Below are 20204 nucleotides of genomic sequence, written 5' to 3'. Positions count from 1 at the left end.
TCCGTCTTTATTCTCTTCGGCGCGGCCGGGTCCGCGCCGGGACAGCAGTACCGTCATCCGAATCCTGAATCGCAAGGGGACGCCATGAAGCATCCGCATGATGAGGCCGCATCCATCGGGATGCGCGGCGCAACCGGGGGCGGCCTGCTGTCCACGCTGTTCGCCCTGATCCTGTCGTTTCCCGCGGCAACTGCCGGCGCGGTGGACCTGGGTCCGGTTTCCAGCGCCGTCGTCAAGCTCTACGTCACGCGCCAGGGCTGGGACGTCCACCAGCCCTGGGCGCGCGAACAGGCGAACCGGCGCACCTGTTCGGGGTTCATCATCAAGCAGGGCATACTGACCAACGCGCATTGCGTGATGGACGCCACCTTCATCCAGATCGAGGTGCCCGGCCTGGCGGACAAGATCGAGGCAGAGCGCGTCGCGGTCAACCACCAGAGCGACCTCGCGCTGCTCCGGCCCAGAAACCCGGAGGCCATGCCGCGCGGCATCGTCCCGATCCGTTTCGGAAAACTGCCCGAGCCCCGCGATAAGGTGGTGACCGTGGGTTACGCCATCGGCGGCCGGCAGGTTTCCTACACCGAAGGCGTGGTGTCCCGCATCGATATCATGTCCTACGCGCACAGTGGTTTTGAGAATCTGCTGGTTCAGACCGACGCGGCGATCAACATGGGCAACTCCGGTGGCCCGGTGTTCTCGGATGAAACGGGCGATTGCGTCGGGGTCGCGACCCAGCGCTTCTCGGGTACGATCGGTTATTTCGTTCCGGGCATGGTGATCGAGCACTTCCTCGCTGATCTGAAGGATGGCCGGGTGGACGGTGTGCCGTTCATCGGCGTGAATACCCAGACGCTGGAGAATCCCGCGCTGCGCGCTTCCCTGGGAATGACGCCGGAGCAGAGCGGCCTGCTGGTGACGCGGGTGGCGGCCGAGGGCGGAGCCCAGGGCATCCTGGAGGTCAACGACGTGCTGCTGTCCGTCGCCGGGGCCAGGGTCTTCAACGACGGGCGGATCACCCTGCGCGACAACAGCCGGATCGGCGTCGGCTACGAGATTTCCCGCCGCCAGGTGGGCGAGTCGATTCCCCTGACGGTGCTGCGCGACGGCAAGGTGATCAAGAAGACGATCATGCTGAGCAGCCACGAGTTCAAGGTGATCCCCACCTTGCCGCAGTACGACACCCAGCCGGATTACTACATCGTGGGCGGGCTGCTGTTCCGCACGGTCGAGCCGAGGTACTACATACCCACCGATCCACAGGCCACCGTGGCGGATATCCCGTTCAACATCCGCAGATACTTCGATACCGCGCGCGACGAGGCGGACGACATCGAGGAACTGGTGATCATCAGCGACGTATTCGAGGCCGAAGTCAACGTGGGGTATGGCGGACTGGTGGAGAATACCCGCGTCGCGACGATCAACGGGCGCGACATCCACCGGCTGGCGGATGTGTCCGCCGCAATCGCGGAGAATACCGGCCCCTATCACGTCATCGAGCTGGAAGACAAGCGCAGGATAGTGCTGAATCGCGCGCAGGTCGATGCCGAGGAGCGCAGCATCCGCCAGCGCTACAACATCCCGTGATGCCCCGTGTTTGGCGGGGCTCCGGTTTTGCAAATTCGGCGAATGTGCTTCTATACTAGCCCCTCGGTATCCGCGCTGCGCGGTCCTCCGTTATTCAGCATGAGGTGAGTGAATATGCAGAACGAAGCCGGCAATTGGTCACTGGCGTGCCATCTGGATTTCGGCGGCTCGGGCAAGGTCGCGGTGATCCGGCACCGGGATGGCAAGACCGCCGTGCACGCGGTGCCGTCGGCCTCCGCGAGTGGCAAGGCGCCCGGCTACCGTCCGATGTACCTCGGCGTACGCCAGGATGGCCGGGGCGTGCTGCTGATGGACCCCGTCAGCCAGGCGGTCAGTGCGGCGGATGCCCTGCCGGCCGATGCCGCCGCCCATTACGCGTATCCCGAGGCCGGCACCAGGCGCTGGTGGTACTCCAACGACGGCGACGAGAAGACCGGCAATGACCCGCTGTGCAGCGGCGGCGGCGCGACCATGACGGTGGTTGCCGAGGGGGCGGGCGGCGCGCCCGAGATCCTCAAGTCCATCTGCGTCGGGCGCGGACATCATGTGCCCAGCTTCAGTGGTCCGGGCGCGGGCAATCCCGCCATGCCGCGCCGCGTCTACATCAGCAATCTGCAGGATGGCACGATCTCGGTGCTTGGCAATGACCCGGCGGACAAATCGGGCTATCTGGCGGAAGCCGGCATGATCAATCTGTGCGAGCCGGCGAAGGAGAAGGAAGGCGCCGTGCAGGCCCCGAACAACGCCTTTCCGCACGGCAACGTGTATTCGCCGGTCAGCGGGCGCGTCTACAACCTCAATAACGGCTACGGCACCGTGGCGGTGATCGACCCGTTGCGCAACGAGATCGAGGCGCGCATCGAGTTCAAGGGCTGCAGCAATCTGCTGCTCTCTCCCGACGGCCGTTTCGTCGTCGGCAAGGGCGCCGACCGCAAGGGCGATTCCGAACACGTCATCGGGCGCCTCATCGTGCTCGACGCCGTCGCGGGCAAGGTTGTGGCCAGTTTCGACCTGCGCGACGTGTATCCGAGCACCTATCGCTTCAGTCCGGATGGCAGCCGGCTCTACGTCACCACGGCGGCGACAGGGAAGGGGGCGCAGCATGCGAATCTGAAGAAGTCGTCGGTGCTGGTCTATGACAGCTCCGACCTGCCCAATCTGCGTCTCGTGCAGGAGATCGCCGTCGGTCTTGCCGATTGCGGCCGGCGTCCCATCGCGTTCCTGCGCCGACAGCAGACGATCGAGCGCATCTTCGTTCCGAACCCGACCGACGGCACGCTGTCCGTTCTGGACGGCGCCGGCGGACTGATGGAGACGGTGCGGGTCAGTGAACAGCCGGTGACCGAGCTCAATTTCTCCCTGTTCGGGGCCGACAACATCTACGGAAGCTGACGCCCCGGATTATTCATGTCCCGTGCTCAGGTATATGCCGGGGCGCAGGGTTCCTCCTGCAGGAAGCGCAACTAGACAGGACGTCGATCGATACTCGCGGCCAGGGATGCCTCGCGCCGCGGGTGTCGGGTGTTTGATAACTATAATATTCGCCGGGCGATCTCGATGGGCCCGGCGCCTTTGTCTTGGAGAGGGTTGTTTCAATGAGAGGGATTGTGCGCGGTACCCGCAGGCAGACGCTGAATCGCTATTATCTCAAGGACGGCAAGTGGTATGTGGAGTCGCGGGAGGGGGTCCTGGGACCGTTCGTGCGTCGCGAAGAGGCCGCCGCCAGCCTGGAAAAGCATAAGCGCAAGTTCGTATCGAAACGCGGCTGACGGCGCCGCGAATTCAGTCGAGTTCCCTTAGCCAGGCCAGGACGGCCGCCGGTATTTCCTCCGGTTCCCGGTAGCGCAGCAGCGTGAACCGGCGCGGGTATTCCAGCGCGAGCTGGAGGACATTGGAGAGGTTGAGCGTGTCGCCCAGGCGGCCGGCATTGTAGAAGCCGAGCACAGGCTTGCCCGCGGTCAGGAAGCGCATCGTGTTCACTCCGGAGCCGAACCCCGCCTCGTCATAGCAATACAGCGCCGCCCGCGCCTCGGCACGGAAACGCTCGTCACGTTCCAGCATGAATTCCGTCGCCGCCTGCACCTCGTCCCGTGTGTCTCCGCGCGCCGCGAAATACCCCGGCCACTCCTTGTCATAGTATTCGATCGGATCGCAGATCAGGCGCGCCAGCGCGCCGCGTTCCATGTCGGGGAACTGCGCGGTGTAATAGCGATAGCGGGTGTCATAGCCCAGTCCGGAGGTTTCCAGGGCGTCGATCACCAGCGTCTTGAAGGCCCAGGTCGTCGAGGTGGCGTGCATGCCCTTGCCGCTGACGTAGCATGGAATCATGAGGTTCGCGTCTCCTAGCATCTCCGCGAGGCAGGGCGCATCCGCGCCGGTCCGGGATGATGGTACGGATTGGTCGCGCGGGCCGCAATAGCCGCGCTAGGGCGCGCGGCCGGGAAGGGATAGAATGGGGGAGATCCGCCGCCGGCAGGTGCGGGGACGACATACCCATCACCATCGAGGAGTTTGCCATGAAGACATCCGCCGTCGCTGTCACGCTGCTGTTCATGCTGTCCCCGCTCGCCCTCGCGGACGACAAGCCCACGATCGAGTCTGAGTGCAAGGCCATCGCTGAATCCCATGGCGTCACCGCCGAGAAGCTCGACGACTGGATGAAGCGCTGCGTCGAGCGCACCAGGGAGATGCAGCACAAGATGGAAGAGGGGAACAAGGACCATGGCGGCAACGGACAGGGCGACATGGGTGACATGCACGGAAAGTCGAAGTCGGAAAGCCAGTGAGGTAGTGAATCAACGCTGCGTGGCGGGGTGGGATCGAAGCGCATGTATTGAAGATTCCAGAGGGTCGGTGGACCTGGTAATGGTGCCGGTATGGAATGGGAACCGAGGCGAAATGCGGAGTGTTTCTGCGGCAGCGGGCTTCGTTTCAGAGAGTGCTGCGGATCACTGGCGGAGGACAGGCCGCCGCCACGTGGGTTACATGTGATCGAGGGATATCTCGGCGCCGATCAGTGCCGGCAGCTGGCGGAGTACGCGGATACCCGACGCGGGGAACCGCTGATGGTCGTGGATACCGCCGCGACCACCGCCAACAAGGTCGTCAGAAAGCTTGATCCGGGCAGGGTGACGGAACAGGTTGATCTCGGGCCCCGACAGGCGGAGCTGGAGGGGATCGTTCGCCGGACACTCATCGATGTGATCGAGCCGGCGATCGCTGCCAGGATCGAGTGGTTCGAGGCTCCGCAGCTCCTGCGCTATCGCACGGGCGGTTTTTACAAGGGGCACGCGGACAGCGATCGCTTCGATCCGGCGACGTCCACCTGGGCGAAGGTGCTGGACCGGGATGTCAGCATGCTGCTGTATCTGAATGACGCCTACACGGGCGGCGCGCTCAGTTTCCCCGGGTTTCACTACACGCTTCGGCCCAGGCCCGGGATGCTGGTCTTTTTCCCTTCCGATCGCCGCTATTACCATACCGCCGAGCCGGTGTTATCGGGGATCCGCTATGCCGCGGTGAGCTGGGCGGCGTTCCAGGATGTTCCGAAGATCCACAGTGGACCGACGTCGGCGGCGCTGTCCTTGCACGGGAAGACATCCGTGTGATGCGTCGGTCTTCAATCCGATCCGGAGGGTAAACCCGGCATCAGTTTTTGAGAGAAATATTGCCGGAAACCGAAATGCGCGTGATGTCGGATTTGAAGGGCAGGACAAAATGCTTGAGGCTGGCGGGAAACAGGTAGATGTCCCCGGTTTTTGGCATCTGATGCACCATGGAAATACACAGATGCCCGCCTTCGCCGTAAAGCCAGGAGATGCCGCCCGGTCCCTGGAGTGTTCCCGTGAAGTTCTGGTTTTCTTCGATTAGTTCGTCAGGGATATCGGGAAAGATCACGAAGGACAGATCCCCGCCGTGGTCATGCGGAGGATTGAAATCTCCGGCCTTCATATAGTTGATCCAGAGATCGATCAACTCCGCCCTGGGCGGCAGGTGGCTGTTTCCGCCCAGCCATTTTTGATAACCGATGCGATAGGCTTCGACGTATTCCTCGAGGTGCTCCATGATCCTCATGGCCGGCAGCCTGTATTCCTCGTCCAGATGCCCGGCCAGCATCTTCACGTGTAATCGTGCTTGGTTCCCCCGAACCTTTTCTCCCTCTTCGAGGATAAGTTCCCGGAAATCCTCGTTGATCGTCGAGCCGAATAAGTAGGGCCCCCAATTGAAGTATCGATAGGCGATTTCTCGCATCATGTATCCCCCTTCGAGCAGCTTTATGTCATCGTGGTGACCCTTTGGATTTACGGTTAAGTCGCATTTGAAATAATGAACTTCGAACCACATGTGAGCAGTGATTCGATACGGGTCGATCAAATTGTCCAGGTTGTCGAACAGTCGGGCCGGAGGGTTTGCCAGCCGTAATCGTCTGATTGAATTAAGTGTCAGCGTGTTCGGTCATGGGCGCAGGAACATGGTTGCCCATACTGCGTATAAGCCGCGGATAATCCGCGCCGGCGTGGATGAGCCGGTAATCTTGTAGATGCGGGTTACTGTCGAGTAGCGACTCCTCCCACTCTGCCTTCGGAGTTTAGCCATGATCGCGCGTTTGATTCAACCCATTGACTGACTGGGTTTTGGGTGTGGTTGATGTTGGTGCTGCCAGCTCCATGGAGCTCCGGGAGAGTCGTAGAGCGGAGAAATTGATGGATAGTCACCACCAAACAGGTGGTTAGGGGCGTTTAACGAGGGCGTGTAGGGTCTTGATGTAAATCTCGCGCGACGTCCGACACGATGATGTGCCCATGATGCTGGGAAGTTACACGGGACAGTCCGGACAACTGAGTTACATGGTGGGCGATGCAAGGTTCGAACTTGCGACCCCTGCCGTGTGAATTCTATTCAATCTACATTTATTTATTAAAGTCAAATGGTTGCGCGCAAGGCCCCGCGTATATTTTGACTGGAGATGCAGATTAAGGCATTGAAATGTGTTCTAACAGGCACAGCCGTGTCACGGTAAGAAATTAGTTGAATAGCGAGTATGCAACATGACTATTATTATTCGTGTGTATTAAGCAACACTCGAATAATGCTTGAGGATTAGATTGCTTCGGAAACACTCGGTAATGATTTACGCCAAATGATGGCGAAATGGAGGGCCTAATTAATAATTTGTTTGTGAATTTTGTTGTAAAGCTATTGGGCCGCTTTATTCCGTGGTCTATCCGCTGGCTTTTTCCGCCTGCTCGGCTTTCAAAACTTATAAAAATCCAAATTGCGGGGCAGAGTAGAGGAATAGAGTACTGGGCTGGTGACCTCCCCAAAATTAGGGTCTATCTTGAGGTGATCAATCTGTCGCCATTCGTAGTCGAGATAGACCGTATATTTGGGCATTTTAATCTTGGTTCGCAGGTTGCTAGCTTTGCCTATTTGCGCAGAGCTAAGGTACTTTCTCCGTCAGAGGTGGTGGTCTTTATCGAGGCTGATCTTTCGGATAACCAGATAAAATATATTAGAACCAATAAAGATGCTGTAGAGAAAGCTGGAATAAATCTTATTGCTGAGTTTAATTGCAAAGTAAATGATTTCACTTAACAGATGGAAATATCAACAACTCATTTTGAGTTCTTCAACTTCAATATACCTTAGGGCAGCCCTCTCAAACCAAAATCGTATTTTGTTATTACTCGATTATGCTGGATGCAGAATTAAAGGAGCTGTCAGGGAGTGTTCCTGTCATTCTTCGCAATAGCACTTGTGTGTATTGTGGCCGTGAGCTTTCACGCTCAATAGTTACGAGAGAGCATGTGATAGGAAGACGGTTCGTTCCAAAAGGAAAGCTGAACGGCCAATGGAACTTGATTGTTAATGCATGTGCCTCATGTAATGGAAGGAAGGCCGATTTAGAAAACGATATTTCGGCAGTAACAATGCATCCTGATGCTTGGGGAAAGTACGCGGCTGAGGATCAAGCTCTAATTGAGGACGCGAGTCGAAAGGCGCTTAATTGTTTTAGTCGCCGCACAGGGAAGCCAATTCATAAAAGTACCGAGAAAATTGAGTTAACCGGCTCGCCTTTCCCTGGGCTCAACATAACGTTTCAACTAACATCTCCACCACAACTAGATAAGGAGCGTGTTTTTGAGTTAGCGAGAATGCAGTTGATGGCCCTTTTCTACTGGGTTACGTATAACGACGTAACTAAGAAGGGTGGTTATTGGTTGGGTTCTTATTGCCCACTACTCGAAGCTTCTCGCTCAGATTGGGGGAACTCAATGCATTTGGATTTCATGAATTCAGTAATCACCTGGGATCCAAGAGTTATTGTTGTTGGTGCAGATGGATATTTCAAGGCCGCCATTCGCCGTAATCCATCGGCGATCTGTTGGTCATGGGCAATTGAATGGAATCAGAAGTATCGAGTGGTAGGTTTTTTCGGTGAGGAGGAGCCAATTCGAGACATGGTAAATACCTTCAGAATTCCGGAGACCACTTCAATTGCAGAAGCGCCAGGTAAGTATTTGCGTTATCGTTCAGAACAACCTCTAGATGAGGATAAGGATATATTGTTTGCATTTGATAATACGTTATCCCCGTAGTCCCCAGCCCTTTAGCCCGCGTCGGGCGATTGTATAAACGCCCAGAGGCGCGGGGCCGCGCAGCGGCGGCTGTGGACCCACGGGGATAACGCTAGGCAGGCAGGGGCATGCGGGTGATTATTCACCCTTCGAGATTGGAGCCAGCCATGCCCCCGAAGAGCCTCACCGATAAGGAAATCGTCAAACTCTGCGAGGATGCCGTCGAGAACTTCAGCGGTAACTCCCATGAGCTGGAGCGAGCCATAGGCAGCCTGTTCGTTGGGCGCAAGATGGGCTGGAAGGTGCTATACCTGATCCACGACCAGAAGACCGTCCGCAAATACGAAGAAATCTTAAACCTCAGTTTCAAGGACGTACTACCCGATAAAACTGAGCGATCCAAAAAGTCCATCGCCTATAACGCCGTCCGCAAGATGTAGAATTTCTGGAAGGCCGTGAAGGGCGAAATCCCCGGCGTGAAGACGCCCGAGATTACCTAGCACATCCAACTATTTACACAGTACCGAGGAGGGGGTTTGATGCCCAGCGGTTCCTCAGTTAGAGACCGCACATACACATTCAGGTCACGCTGAAGATGTAGTAGTGAAGAGGGAAGTTTGTAAGTAACTGAGTTGCATGGTGGGCGATGCAAGGTTCGAACTTGCGACCCCTGCCGTGTGAAGGCAGTGCTCTACCGCTGAGCTAATCGCCCGCTGAAGGGAACAGCGATTTTACGGGGTCCGGCGGGCGGGCGTCAAATTCCGGGGGCTGGGTCCACAAACCGCGCAGTCCTGCTAGAATACCCCGTTTATTCAGGGTCTCTGGCCTACATATGACCGTTCGCACACGTTTCGCCCCCAGCCCCACGGGCTATCTGCACATCGGCGGCGCCCGCACGGCGCTGTTCAGCTGGCTCTATGCCCGCCGCCACGGCGGCATCTTCATCCTGCGCATCGAGGACACCGACCTCGAGCGGTCGACCGCCGAATCGGTGAACGCCATCCTCGAGGGCATGGCCTGGCTGGGTCTCGCCTACGACGAGGGACCGTTCGCGCAGAGCGAGCGCATGGACCGCTACCGGGAGGTCATCGGGCAGATGCTGGCCGCCGGCAAGGCCTATCACTGCTACTGCTCGAAGGAACGTCTCGAGGCGCTGCGCGAGGAGCAGATGGCGCGCAAGGAAAAACCGCGTTACGACGGGCTGTGCCGCCATCGCCAGGGGCCGCCGCCGGAAGGGGTGAATCCGGTGGTTCGCTTCTGCAATCCGCTCGAGGGCGCGGTGGTGGTGGAGGACATGATTCGCGGTCGCGTGGTGTTCGCCAACAGCGAGCTCGACGACCTGATCATCGCCCGCTCCGACGGTTCGCCGACCTACAATTTCACCGTAGTGGTCGACGACTACGACATGAAGATCACCCATGTGATCCGCGGCGACGATCATCTCAACAACACGCCGCGCCAGATGAACATCCTGTGCGCGCTCGGCGCCGAGCCGCCGGTCTATGCCCATGTGCCGATGATCCTCGGCGAGGACGGCAAGCGCCTGTCGAAACGTCACGGCGCGGTCAGCGTGATGGCCTATCATGAGGAAGGCTTCCTGCCCGAGGCCCTGCTGAACTATTTGGTACGCCTCGGCTGGTCGCACGGCGACCAGGAGATCTTCACGCTGGACGAGATGATCCGCCTGTTCGACGCCAGGGACGTCAACAACTCGGCTACCGCCTTCAATGTGAGTAAGCTGCTCTGGCTCAACCAGCACTATATAAAGGAAGGCCGGCCGGAACATATCGCACCGCAGCTCGGCTGGCAGCTCGGCCGGCTCGGCATCGACCCGGCGCGGGGCGGGCCGGAGCTCAGCGAGGTGGTCACGATCCAGCGCGAGCGCGCCAAGACGCTGAAGGAGATGGCCGAGATCAGCGCCTATTTCTACCAGGACTTCGCCGACTACGAGCCGGACGCCGCGAAGAAACATTTGACGGCGGCGGCGCGTGAACCGCTGGCGCGGGTGCGCGCCGTGCTGGCGGCATTGCCGTCATGGACGCCCGAGCCGCTGCATCAGGCCGTGATCACGACGGCGGAGGAACTGGGCATCAAGCTCGGCAAGCTGGCGCAGCCGCTGCGGGTCGCGGTCAGCGGGCGCGCCGCCACGCCGGGTATCGATCAGACCCTGTATCTGATCGGTCGCGAGGCGGTGTTGCGCCGCATCGACCGGGCGGTCGCCTGGATCGATCAACGGGAATCCTCTGCAGAGGGCGCGGTTTGACATGAGCGAGACTGAACCGGCACGTCCCGTCAACTTCATCCGCCAGATCATCGAGGCGGACCTCCAGGCCGGCAAACACGGCGGCCGCGTCGCGACGCGCTTCCCGCCCGAGCCGAACGGCTATCTGCACATCGGCCACGCCAAATCGATCTGCCTCAATTTCGGCGTGGCGGAAGATTATCGCGGCACCTGCAACCTGCGTTTCGACGACACCAATCCGGGCAAGGAAGACATCGAGTTCGTCGAGGCGATCCAGCGCGACGTGCGGTGGCTCGGCTTCCATTGGAACGGTCAGCCGCTGTTCGCCTCCGACTATTTCGAGACGCTGTACGGCTTCGCCGTTGAACTGATCGAAAAGGGCAAGGCCTATGTCTGCGACCTCAATGCCGAGCAGGTCCGTGAATACCGCGGCACGCTGACCGAGCCGGGCCGCGACAGTCCCTGGCGCAACCGCCCGGTGGAAGAGAACCTCGACCTGTTCGCGCGCATGCGCGCCGGCGAGTTCCCGGACGGCGCGCGCGTGCTGCGCGCGAAGATCGACATGGCCGCGCCCAACATCAACCTGCGCGACCCGACGCTGTACCGCATCCGCCACGGCGTAACGCATCATCACATCGGGCAGGCCTGGGTTATCTATCCGACCTATGACTACACGCACCCGATCTCGGACGCGCTGGAGGGCATCACCCATTCGCTGTGCACGCTGGAGTTCGAGGATCACCGCCCGCTCTACGACTGGGTGCTGGACAATATCACCGTCCCCTGCCATCCGCAGCAGATCGAATTCTCGCGCCTCAACCTGCAGTACACCGTGATGAGCAAGCGCCGCCTGACGCGGCTGGTGGATGAGGGCTTCGTCGAGGGCTGGGACGACCCGCGCATGCCGACCATCGCCGGCCTGCGCCGGCGCGGCTATACGCCGGCCTCGATCCGCGAGTTCTGTGCCCGCATCGGCGTGACGCGCTCCGACAACATCGTCGAGATGGGGATGCTCGAGGACTGCATCCGTGGCGACCTCAATGACACCGCGCCGCGCCGCATGGCGGTGCTGCGACCGCTCAAGGTCGTGATCGGGAATTATCCCGAAGACCAGGTCGAGGAACTCGAGGCGCTGAATCACCCGCAGAATCCCGCCATGGGCGCGCGCCGCCTGCCGTTCTGCCGCGAGATCTACATCGATCGCAACGACTTCATGGAAGAGGCCTCGAGCAAGTTCAAGCGCCTAGTCACGGGCGGCGAGGTGCGGCTGCGCTATGGCTATGTGATCCGTTGCGACCAGGTAATCAAGAACGGCGATGAAGTGGTGGAACTGCGTTGCAGCTACGACCCCGCGACGCTGGGCGCCGACCCGGTCGGGCGCAAGGTCAAGGGCGTGATCCACTGGGTGTCGGCGCGGCACGGCATCCGCGCCGAGGTGCGCTTGTACGACCGGCTGTTCACCCACCCCTTGCCCGATGCGGCGCGGGAGGAGGGGAAGGAGTTCACCGATTTCCTGAATCCCGATTCGCTGCACACCCTGACGCGCAGTGTCGTCGAGCCAGCCTTGGGTGAGGCGCGGCCGGGCGATGCCTTCCAGTTCGAGCGCGAGGGGTATTTCTGTCTCGATCCGGCCCATGTCCACGGCGCCGAGCCGGTGTTCAACCGCACCGTGACCCTGCGCGATACCTGGGCGAAGATCGCCGGACAGGGCGGCTGAGGCGACGCCGCGCGGGACGCCCGCGGTTTCCCCTCTAAGGTCTTGTTCGGAAACTATCTTCCGTGCGCGTTTGGCGTTGTTTTTGCGTTTCTTTTCTTGACAGACTCCGGGGCATGGCTTAAAGTCCGCGTCTTGTTCGCGGGCGGGGCTATAGCTCAGCTGGGAGAGCGCTTGCATGGCATGCAAGAGGTCGGCGGTTCGATCCCGCCTAGCTCCACCAATCCGGCCACCGGGAATATCCGGCCGGTTTGACCCCGCGCAACGCTGAATTTCTTTCCTCAGGTCCCCATCGTCTAGCCGGCCTAGGACATCGCCCTTTCACGGCGGTAACAGGGGTTCGAATCCCCTTGGGGACGCCACCTTATTCCGCAAGTCAATACCGATGCGGTAGTCGATTTGGCACTCGTGGGTGGTTGGATTGAGCGTGATCTGACCAATGAGGCTGGATAGAAAATCTTTGAGTCCCTCCCTATCCATAATTTCCATATTCTCGGCGATACCGCCCAGAAACCGCTCAACGTGAGTTTCCGTGATATTGTCCAGCAGCGATGCCGCTGTGTATTCCTTTTCCTGTCGCTCAATCTCATCCGCTAGGGTGAGTCGGGTACCCTCCAGTTTTTCTACTTGGCGAAGCGCAGGGGCGGGGGTATCCATTTGTGTTGCCATTTCCATCAGTTTAGAGATGCGGGCTTCAACTTCCTTGATTTCAATTCGGAGGTTCTTGGCAGGATCCTCTCTATGTGCCTCGCGGTACTTGATGGCTTCTCTCGTCAGAGTTTTGACGAAGTCAGGGGAATGTAGATCAGTTAGAACCTGATCAAGCACGGATTGTTCTAGTAATTTCTGGTCGGCTTTCCGGTTTTCCCTTGCTGGGGTACCTTTGGGTATGTAGCCCCCTCGTCCATTCCCGAACCAAGGCCCGCCATGTGGAGTCCTCAAAAGACCTGACAGGAGGTAATTGGCCGGTGTCCTCCGGCCCTTGGAGACTGGGCTTTTTTCAAGTTGAGCTAGTATGGCCTCGGCTTCTTGAGTTGTGATCAACGCTTCGTGCGTGTTTTCATTGATGATCCATTCAGACCGTGGGCGACGCTTGGTGCCGCCCTTGTAGCCTGAGCCTTTGGTGTTTTCGTTATGTACGTTCCAAACCGTGTGGCCAGCGTAGGTCAAGGCATTCCATTCAACACCTACTGCACTGGCTTTTGCGATGCTTAGATCGAGTTCGTCAAGCGCTCTTTTCCGCGAGACCCCGGCCGCGCGCATCTTGAGGTATCGAGAGATAACAGGCGCATCCTCATTGGGCTCGATTTTAGATTTCGTGACCGCTTCACCTTCCCTGATCGCGCCGGTAGGGATCTTAACCAGCTTATAGCCCTTCGGGGCGCGTCCCCCCGCCCGGTATCCCTGACGCACGTTCTCTGCCATACCGGCCAGACCTTTTTCTTTCGACATCACGCTGTGCAACTCGTCGAATACTTCCATGACCCCGATAATCACCATGTCCGCGATGGGGTCCGATTCGGGAAGTTTGGAATAAATAATCTGTACGTTGCGTTTTTTAGCTTCGTGCTTGAACACCTGGGCCATGTACCGCCGCCGGGACAGACGGCTGGTATCGACCATCATCAAGGTGTTCCAATCGCGGGAGGAAGATTTCAAATCATTGAGGAGGCGTTGAAAGCCGGGGCGGTTCTCGTCCTTAGCGGACTCAACAACATCCGAATATTCTTTGACGATGATGATGCTTTGATTAGTCGCTAGTTTCTGGAGTTCGCGGCGCTGCGCATCGATCGAGACATCCTTCCGATCCTTGCTCGATCGAAGATAGATTGCAGCCGTCTTGGTTTCTTTTCTCATTGGAAAGTCCCTCCAGTAGCAACGGGAGCATGAAACAAACCGCCGTTTTGACATCAGGTTTGCCGTTCGATGGCAACATTCTGATCCTGGATTCTCTCATAATTATTTCGCGGCTTGCATCAAAAATTAGATAGCTGGAAAGGACGCTGGAATCTGTTTATCCAGGTTCTATTCTAATTTTGATATTTACCGGAAATAACTCGGAAAGCGCGCGTATGGATTGGGGCTTTTAGATGGTTTTATAAAGGATAGTCACGCACTTGGATGTGCATGTAAATGGTGGTTGGTAACCCTTTTTCTTGGAGATACCTTCGGAATTAGGCGGCTGTAGCTTGGGTAGAGATAGACAGTATATTCAGGGGATGGGAATCTCACCCATGGTGGGTCAAGGGGATAGGAAGACAACTCTGCATATTTATACGATCCGGATCCGTCCGTCCGTTCGTAACGCTATCGTGTCGATGTAATCTTTTCAACTCGGTTACGACCACGATCTTTGGCCAGATAAAGAGCCTCATCAGCACGCTGCAAGAGATCATTGGGAAGATCGCTTGAGCTAAATTGGGCAACACCAAGTGATATCGATATCTGGTCAAGTGTTTTCTTATTGTTCAGGTCCTTGATGGTACCTAAGAAAACAGCCTGTCGAATCTGTTCCGCTACGGTAGACGCTCCTGATATGTCCGTATTATCGAGAATCACCGCAAATTCTTCGCCGCCAAAGCGTGCCACCAGATCTTTCCCCTTGACGCATCGTTTAAGGCTGGAGGCTACGAACCTGAGTACCTTGTCGCCAACAAGGTGGCCATAGGTATCATTCACCTGTTTGAAATGGTCTATATCTGCAATCAGGACTGAAAAGACAGATTTTTCTCTTCGTGCTGTATGGATTCTGTCTTCCAGGGCACAGTCAAATGCCTTCCGGTTGGAGACGCCCGTCAGAGAATCCGTCAACGACTCTTCCCTAATTTGAGCCAGTTCTTTGCGCAGTGAATCCAGATCGGTCGCAAGCTGGGAGACTTGCGCATTTACAAGACGCTGGGATTGTTCTGCGTCGCGTGTGGCTTCAATGATATTACTGACCTCGGTCTCCATGGCCTGTGGTGAGGAAGGGCCGGTCAGAACAGCAGTGAATTGGTTGAGTTTGTTCAAATAACCGGAAAGTTTACCTCCTGAACCTTCGAGATCACGTTGGATGCTGATGATGATATTCTTTAACTCCTCGCGAATCGTATCCAGTGTTTTGTCATCATGAATATATGAGCGCTGATATACGGTCCATAAATACTCGGTAACCGACCGTTCCGGCTGCGCATGCAGCTCCTCCAAGGCCCTTTTTAATACATCGTTCGATCCCACGACGCAGTCATAACCCATCCGGTAATTAAAGGGCGATACAGGGATCTTGTTATTCGCCAGGAGGGTAAGGGCCAGACGCAAATGTTCAGCGGCTTGCTCTGTTGCTTCGCGGTAGGGATTCTCATTCATCAATATTACCTGTTGTTTTTCTTCTGGCTCAACGCGGATTCGTGTGAATGATTATCGCATGATTTGGGAGCGCGGGTAAGAAATGAGTGATGATTTTCATGGCTAGGTATTCCTCGTCGCGAAAGCCGTACGCCTTGCGTTGGATGACACGGATGGCGTTATTCAATCCCTCGACGCAGCCAAGCGAGACTTTGTTCTCGGGTTTGCAATAAGAGACGATGCCATCCCAATGACGTTCGATCATGGCCGCGAATTTCTCGAAGGGCTCCAGCCGCTGCCAGCGCAGGCTGCTCTTCCAGTTCTCGAAGAAGCGTCGTGCCCAGCCTTCGCGTTCGTAGTCCCAGAGCTGGCCGAAGGACTCCTTGAGCAGGTAGGCGGTGTTGAGCCGCTTGTTGGCCGCGAGCAGTGTCTTGAGCGCCTGCCGACCTTCCAGCGACAGGTTGTCTCGATGCGACAGCAAGGTATAGCGGTTGCCCTTGATGAAGCGGCGCTGGTCACCCTGCACCCGTGCATATTCGCTGCGGCGCACCGCATCCAGGGCATCGTTCAGATGGCGCAGGATGTGGAACTTGTCAAACACGATCTCGGCGTGCGGCGCATACGTGTGCGTCGCTTCACGAAACGGTTTCCACATGTCCATCACCGCCACCCGAATCCCCTTGCAGCGCCGTTCTCCGTAGGCCGCGAAAAACTGCTCAAGGTCCACCTGTTTGCGACCTGTACCCCGAACCAGATCGGCCGCTGGCCAACGAGGTCGCTGACCACCACTCGGTACTCGTGCCCCTTGCGGATCGCGATTTCATCCACACCGATCGCCGTGGTGGCCGGCATCGGATGCCGGCGCAGTTGTTCGGCCATGTACAGCTTGTCCAGGTCTTTGACCGTGGCGTGATGCAGTCGCTCGGACTGAGCCACATCCTTGACGGTCATCTTGCGACACAATGCCCCCACCTGCAGCGCATAGCGGGCCGTGTAACGCGGATTACGGGCCAGCCAGTCCAGGTACTCCATGCGCACCCCGCAGTCCGGACAGCTTACGCGGACCCGCTCGAACTCCAGCACGATGCGAAAGCCGCCAGCCGAAAGATCCCGCGTCCGCGACAGGCGCCGGTCATAGACCGGACAGCGCTGCCGATTACAGCACGAACAGGTACCGGTCTTTTTTTACGCCGCAATCGCACCACGCGCACATCCGGATCGCCGAAGACACCCTTGAGTTGCGCCGCTGCCCTGAACCCGGGAAACGAATACAACTCACAAAACGTCCGTGCACGCTTCATCGGCGTTCCCATTCAGCAAGGAGTATAGATACATGAAAAACGCTATCCTACAGCTACGAACCTGGACAATACTACGTAAAATCGTTCACACGAATCCGCGTTGACCCTTTCTTCTTGGGTCATCAGATTACGTCTTACGGTAATGCTAACAATTGCGTTGTTGAAGCCTCACCCTTCAACGACTCTTACTATGACATCAGGGTATCCAGAAATGTTCCCATAGGCTTTGTAAGGTAAGGTGAATCAAGTTTGAGTGTATCGGCACGAAGGGAGGTAAAGATAGGTTAGCCGGTCACAAAATAAATGAACACTATAGTTTGTAGCTCTATAGTAATCAATAGTTTTAATTAGGTGTCCCACTATTCGGGATACTTAGATGAAAACTAAATCTGCTTTTTCCAAGGCGCTTAAAGAGATTCGTCACGCCCGTGGATTAACCCAAGAGGATTTCTCTGATATTTCCAGCCGAACCTACATCAGCATCCTGGAAAGGGGCTTGAAGAGTCCAACACTGGATAAGGTCGATGATCTGTCTAGCGTGATGAAGGTGCACCCAATGACCCTATTGGCACTGACCTATCTAAGGACTGGGAAAATCAGAGAAATCGATGACCTATGCAAAATAATCCGGAGTGAAATATCCAAAATAACTAATGACTAAGAGTTATCTTATTCATTTCGGGTGAGTCGGTAATGGCGGGTACTAGGTTCCAATGAATTTGATTGCGAGTCACATCACTGAGGCTGAATAGCCGGTTAAATGTATTTCTTGAAATAAGCCACGGTCACCCGAACAGAAATCGCTGATAAGCAAAGGAAGGACGGTATCACCCAGCGAGGGTCAAGTGGAACGGGTGGCACCAGGTAGATCACCCAGAGGGCCAGCACCGAGAGCGCCAGTCCTCGCTTGCTTCGATGATAGATGAAACCGGATTCACGCCCCGCGCCGGTGCGACGCAGGTACCAGGGGATCAGCCCATCCGTAGCCGCTGCGATGGCGGTTATTAGAAACAGGGGCATGGCCAGCACCAGAACGCCTATTCGCAGGGCGAAGAGTTGAAGCCCCACAGCCGCCGTCTCAAGAAAGACCCAGAACCCTCGCGCAAAACCTCGCATGATTTCGTTCAGCGGGGACAGGGGGGTGGGGTCCGCGGCCTGGCGCAGCAGGTCATCCATACCCGACCAGCCGAATACGATTTGATACATCGAGTCGGTGATCGTGCGGATGGTCGCCCAGGCGCGGTCATCCGACAGGCGACTGACCAGTTCCACTTCAACTGCAAGATTGGTTTTCAAGGCCTCGACGCCGTGCGCACCGTGTGGATAGGGCCAGAACACATAGATCATGTCTACGGACAGCACGAGCAGGCAAACGATGAAGAACCACGTGAGTGTCCAGAGCACACCGGTCAGACGCCCCCTCCTCATACCTCTGCCTGATTTCTCTGCATGACCCAATCCCGGATTTCATCCATGTCCCGGGGGAGGAGGGGATCTTTCCCTGGCAGCGGCAGCCGCAGTTTATACAATCGTCCCCCGTCAAGCAGCGCGAAGGCCTGGCCCTTGGGCAGCTGCACCAGATCCGCAGGCGTGAGCATCTCGGCTTCCACCTCCGTGAGCCGGTCTGCGTTCTGTGAGACGAAGTCCACCGGCGTATCAGGATCATTGTTGTCTGTGATGCGGGACTCGGCCACCTTGGTGTAGACCCGCACCATCGGCAACTGGTCGGTGAGTATGGCAGCGGTCTCCTCGTTCTTGACCCGCAGCATGATGAGGGTGTTGAGGTTGCCGCTGACTTGGCCAGCTTTAGCGCGATCGCCGATGCCGGCCTCGATGTCCGAGGCGGTCTGGGTGTAAGCGGTGACCTGGACTCCGGCGCCGCCCGCCTTGTTCAGCAAGGGGATGAATTCATCACCGATGAGTTCGTTGAACTCGTCGGCGTGTATGGCGATACGAGCCCGGCGATGTCCGGCGACGAAGGGCAGGCCCAGGGTATCACCGTGTTTATAGAGCCGGCCCGTGACCGAGGTCAGATCCGCGAACATGGAATTGCCCACGGCTCCGGCCACTTCAGGATCGGAGAGTGCGTCCAACCCCACGTAAATGATGCCCTGCTCCCGGATCACCCGCATCCAGTCCAGTATCGGTCGGGGATCCCGAATGTCCCCGTAATCGGGCGCCAGTAACTCCCCGGTTTTGCCGCTGGTCAGTTTCTCCAGCAGCGGCAACAGGCTCGCGGTGAGCTTGTCGAAGTAGGTCTTGTCGTATTCGAAGGCCGAGCGCAGGCCGTCGGCGACGGGGTCGTAGAGATTCCGCCCTTTGGCGTAGCTGACCAGCGCCACCGCGTGGCGATCTCGTCCGCGTAAGGCCAGAGACAGTTTCTTGTCGTCGATGTTGCCCTCGATGGTTTGAACGGTCGCGCGCCACTCGCCCGGAACGACGCTTTCCAGCCACAGGTGGTAGTAGTCCACCAACAGCGGCTCGATATTGGTGACGTAGCGGGCGATGGCGGCATAGCCGGGTTTGCGGCCTAGCCCCACCAGTGCCCGGGCCACGATGTTGGTGAACCGCCAGGCGAACTCGCGAAAGGCCGCGGAATTGCCTTGAGAGGGCAGCTGCGAGGCAATACGCGTGGCCACTTCCGTGATGCGGCCAAACTCGCCCACCGGATTGTAGCGTTCGGAGAGTTCCGGAAACCCGAGATGGAAGATATGAAACTGCTCCAGCCGTCCGGCGCGCTTCGCCTCCGCGAACATGCGCCGCAGCAGATCGAGATCCCCCTTGGGATCGAACACGATCACCGTTTCGCCGCGGCGGATGTCCTGGCTTACCAGCAGTTCGGCCAGACGCGTCTTGCCCACGCGTGTCGTGCCTAATACCAAGGTATGACCGACACGGTCGCTCAGGTCCATCCACGCGTCGTGCTCTTCCTCGAGCCCGACCCCATGCAAGGCGGGATCGCCTCCCAGGGGTGGCAGGGGCCGCACGGGATTCCACCACGCCTCGCGGCGCGTGAGGCGGGTCAGCCAGCCGAACAGACGGGAGTGTTCGAACCGCATCTCGAAGGCCCGCGCGGTCCGGTACAGACTATTGTGATTCAGCCACCGTTTGGCCTGTGGTGAGCGGGCCTCCACCAAGCGCTGGCTGTGGCGCTGATCCCAGGCAAAGCCGCGACCCAGGAACAGTTTGTACTGGGAGAGGGGGATATGGTCCGCATCCAGTAGATAGAGGGGTAACTGTCGCAGCTGCCAACGATAGCGCATGATGCGGCATCCCTGCCACAGCCGAACCAGACCAAGCAACCCGCAGCCTGTCGCGACGACTTCTGATAAGCCAGGCAGCAAGGGAAAGAACAGGGCGGGGTCGTGAATCAGTACACTGCCCAGGCCAATGAGTACCGTGGCCGGAACAAACTCGATGACGGGACGCAATCGATTATCGAAGATCTGAGCCATCCG

General features: G+C 57.9%; 20 protein-coding genes, 3 tRNA genes and 1 pseudogene. 15 read left to right on the top strand and 9 right to left on the bottom strand.

The window, feature by feature from the left end:
* The first annotated feature begins 84 nt into the window (after positions 1-84).
* The 3 genes from IPM20_12715 to IPM20_12705 all read left to right on the top strand — a co-directional run bounded on the left by IPM20_12715 (position 85) and on the right by IPM20_12705 (position 3356).
* The gene (locus IPM20_12715; GenBank protein ID MBK9132481.1) at positions 85-1587 is read left to right on the top strand and encodes a trypsin-like peptidase domain-containing protein; all 1503 of its coding nucleotides are present in this window, start codon (positions 85-87) and stop codon (positions 1585-1587) included.
* 114 nt (positions 1588-1701) lie between these two features.
* Positions 1702-2979: a YncE family protein gene (locus tag IPM20_12710; GenBank protein ID MBK9132480.1), complete on the top strand. Its 1278-nt coding sequence runs from the start codon at positions 1702-1704 to the stop codon at positions 2977-2979.
* A 203-nt stretch (positions 2980-3182) separates the two neighbouring features.
* Entirely contained in the window at positions 3183-3356 is a 174-nt protein-coding gene (locus IPM20_12705) for a hypothetical protein (protein ID MBK9132479.1), read from the top strand.
* Positions 3357-3369: 13 nt separating this feature from the next.
* On the opposite strand, the gene IPM20_12700 is transcribed toward IPM20_12705, so the two are convergent.
* Positions 3370-3915 (bottom strand): hypothetical protein, encoded by a 546-nt coding sequence (locus tag IPM20_12700; GenBank protein ID MBK9132478.1) that lies wholly within the window; start codon positions 3913-3915, stop codon positions 3370-3372.
* Positions 3916-4103: 188 nt separating this feature from the next.
* Between IPM20_12700 and IPM20_12695 the strand changes: the two genes are divergently transcribed.
* The 3 genes and pseudogenes from IPM20_12695 (at position 4104) to IPM20_12685 (ending at position 5195) form a co-directional block, all read left to right on the top strand.
* Entirely contained in the window at positions 4104-4373 is a 270-nt protein-coding gene (locus IPM20_12695) for a hypothetical protein (GenBank protein MBK9132477.1), read from the top strand.
* A gap of 90 nt (positions 4374-4463) precedes the next feature.
* Positions 4464-4535: pseudogene (locus tag IPM20_12690) on the top strand (SEC-C domain-containing protein).
* A gap of 39 nt (positions 4536-4574) precedes the next feature.
* Positions 4575-5195: a 2OG-Fe(II) oxygenase gene (locus tag IPM20_12685; protein MBK9132476.1), complete on the top strand. Its 621-nt coding sequence runs from the start codon at positions 4575-4577 to the stop codon at positions 5193-5195.
* Between the two features lie 40 nt (positions 5196-5235).
* Here the strand turns inward: IPM20_12685 and IPM20_12680 are convergent, their stop codons facing one another.
* Complete coding sequence (locus tag IPM20_12680) at positions 5236-5931, bottom strand: hypothetical protein (protein MBK9132475.1); 696 nt, start codon at positions 5929-5931, stop codon at positions 5236-5238.
* Between the two features lie 807 nt (positions 5932-6738).
* Between IPM20_12680 and IPM20_12675 the strand changes: the two genes are divergently transcribed.
* The 3 genes from IPM20_12675 (at position 6739) to IPM20_12665 (ending at position 8605) form a co-directional block, all read left to right on the top strand.
* Complete coding sequence (locus tag IPM20_12675) at positions 6739-7182, top strand: hypothetical protein (GenBank protein MBK9132474.1); 444 nt, start codon at positions 6739-6741, stop codon at positions 7180-7182.
* A 98-nt stretch (positions 7183-7280) separates the two neighbouring features.
* Positions 7281-8186: an HNH endonuclease gene (locus tag IPM20_12670; protein MBK9132473.1), complete on the top strand. Its 906-nt coding sequence runs from the start codon at positions 7281-7283 to the stop codon at positions 8184-8186.
* Between the two features lie 146 nt (positions 8187-8332).
* The gene (locus tag IPM20_12665; GenBank protein ID MBK9132472.1) at positions 8333-8605 is read left to right on the top strand and encodes a hypothetical protein; all 273 of its coding nucleotides are present in this window, start codon (positions 8333-8335) and stop codon (positions 8603-8605) included.
* Between the two features lie 197 nt (positions 8606-8802).
* Here IPM20_12665 and IPM20_12660 read toward each other — a convergent pair.
* A tRNA-Val gene (locus tag IPM20_12660) sits at positions 8803-8877 on the bottom strand.
* A gap of 120 nt (positions 8878-8997) precedes the next feature.
* On the opposite strand from IPM20_12660, the gene gltX reads away from it, so the two are divergent.
* The 4 genes from gltX (at position 8998) to IPM20_12640 (ending at position 12483) form a co-directional block, all read left to right on the top strand.
* Complete coding sequence (gltX, locus tag IPM20_12655) at positions 8998-10428, top strand: glutamate--tRNA ligase (GenBank protein MBK9132471.1); 1431 nt, start codon at positions 8998-9000, stop codon at positions 10426-10428.
* Between the two features lies 1 nt (position 10429).
* Entirely contained in the window at positions 10430-12124 is a 1695-nt protein-coding gene (locus tag IPM20_12650; protein MBK9132470.1) for a glutamine--tRNA ligase/YqeY domain fusion protein, read from the top strand.
* A 144-nt stretch (positions 12125-12268) separates the two neighbouring features.
* A tRNA-Ala gene (locus IPM20_12645) sits at positions 12269-12344 on the top strand.
* Between the two features lie 62 nt (positions 12345-12406).
* Positions 12407-12483 (top strand) — tRNA-Glu (locus IPM20_12640).
* Here IPM20_12640 and IPM20_12635 read toward each other — a convergent pair.
* A complete protein-coding gene (locus IPM20_12635; protein ID MBK9132469.1) occupies positions 12443-13621 on the bottom strand; it encodes a recombinase family protein in 1179 nt (392 codons plus the stop codon). The two genes, IPM20_12640 and IPM20_12635, sit on opposite strands and share 41 nt — an antisense overlap.
* On the opposite strand from IPM20_12635, the gene IPM20_12630 reads away from it, so the two are divergent.
* Positions 13580-13882 (top strand): hypothetical protein, encoded by a 303-nt coding sequence (locus IPM20_12630; GenBank protein MBK9132468.1) that lies wholly within the window; start codon positions 13580-13582, stop codon positions 13880-13882. The two genes, IPM20_12635 and IPM20_12630, sit on opposite strands and share 42 nt — an antisense overlap.
* A gap of 546 nt (positions 13883-14428) precedes the next feature.
* On the opposite strand, the gene IPM20_12625 is transcribed toward IPM20_12630, so the two are convergent.
* Genes IPM20_12625 through IPM20_12615 form a run of 3 tightly spaced genes read right to left on the bottom strand, consistent with a single transcriptional unit; the run spans position 14429 to position 16477 of the window.
* A complete protein-coding gene (locus IPM20_12625; protein MBK9132467.1) occupies positions 14429-15466 on the bottom strand; it encodes a GGDEF domain-containing protein in 1038 nt (345 codons plus the stop codon).
* 28 nt (positions 15467-15494) lie between these two features.
* The gene (locus tag IPM20_12620; GenBank protein ID MBK9132466.1) at positions 15495-16172 is read right to left on the bottom strand and encodes an ISL3 family transposase; all 678 of its coding nucleotides are present in this window, start codon (positions 16170-16172) and stop codon (positions 15495-15497) included.
* Complete coding sequence (locus IPM20_12615; protein MBK9132465.1) at positions 16106-16477, bottom strand: ISL3 family transposase; 372 nt, start codon at positions 16475-16477, stop codon at positions 16106-16108. The genes IPM20_12620 and IPM20_12615 overlap by 67 nt, the downstream gene beginning before the upstream one ends.
* A gap of 645 nt (positions 16478-17122) precedes the next feature.
* Between IPM20_12615 and IPM20_12610 the strand changes: the two genes are divergently transcribed.
* Positions 17123-17407, top strand: a complete 285-nt coding sequence (locus IPM20_12610) for a helix-turn-helix transcriptional regulator (GenBank protein ID MBK9132464.1) — start codon at positions 17123-17125, stop codon at positions 17405-17407.
* Positions 17408-17502: 95 nt separating this feature from the next.
* Here the strand turns inward: IPM20_12610 and IPM20_12605 are convergent, their stop codons facing one another.
* Together IPM20_12605 and traD are read right to left on the bottom strand one after the other, a co-directional pair.
* Positions 17503-18150, bottom strand: coding sequence for a DUF4400 domain-containing protein (locus IPM20_12605; protein MBK9132463.1), 648 nt, complete (start codon positions 18148-18150; stop codon positions 17503-17505).
* A 20-nt stretch (positions 18151-18170) separates the two neighbouring features.
* Positions 18171-20201, bottom strand: coding sequence for a type IV conjugative transfer system coupling protein TraD (gene traD / locus IPM20_12600; protein MBK9132462.1), 2031 nt, complete (start codon positions 20199-20201; stop codon positions 18171-18173).
* Positions 20202-20204 lie beyond the last annotated feature (3 nt).

Source organism: Gammaproteobacteria bacterium (genome assembly GCA_016716465.1).
Classification (GTDB): Bacteria; Pseudomonadota; Gammaproteobacteria; order SZUA-140; family SZUA-140; genus JADJWH01.
The sequence above is the reverse complement of the archived record's forward strand: the minus strand, read 5'-3'. Positions and strand labels throughout refer to the sequence as shown.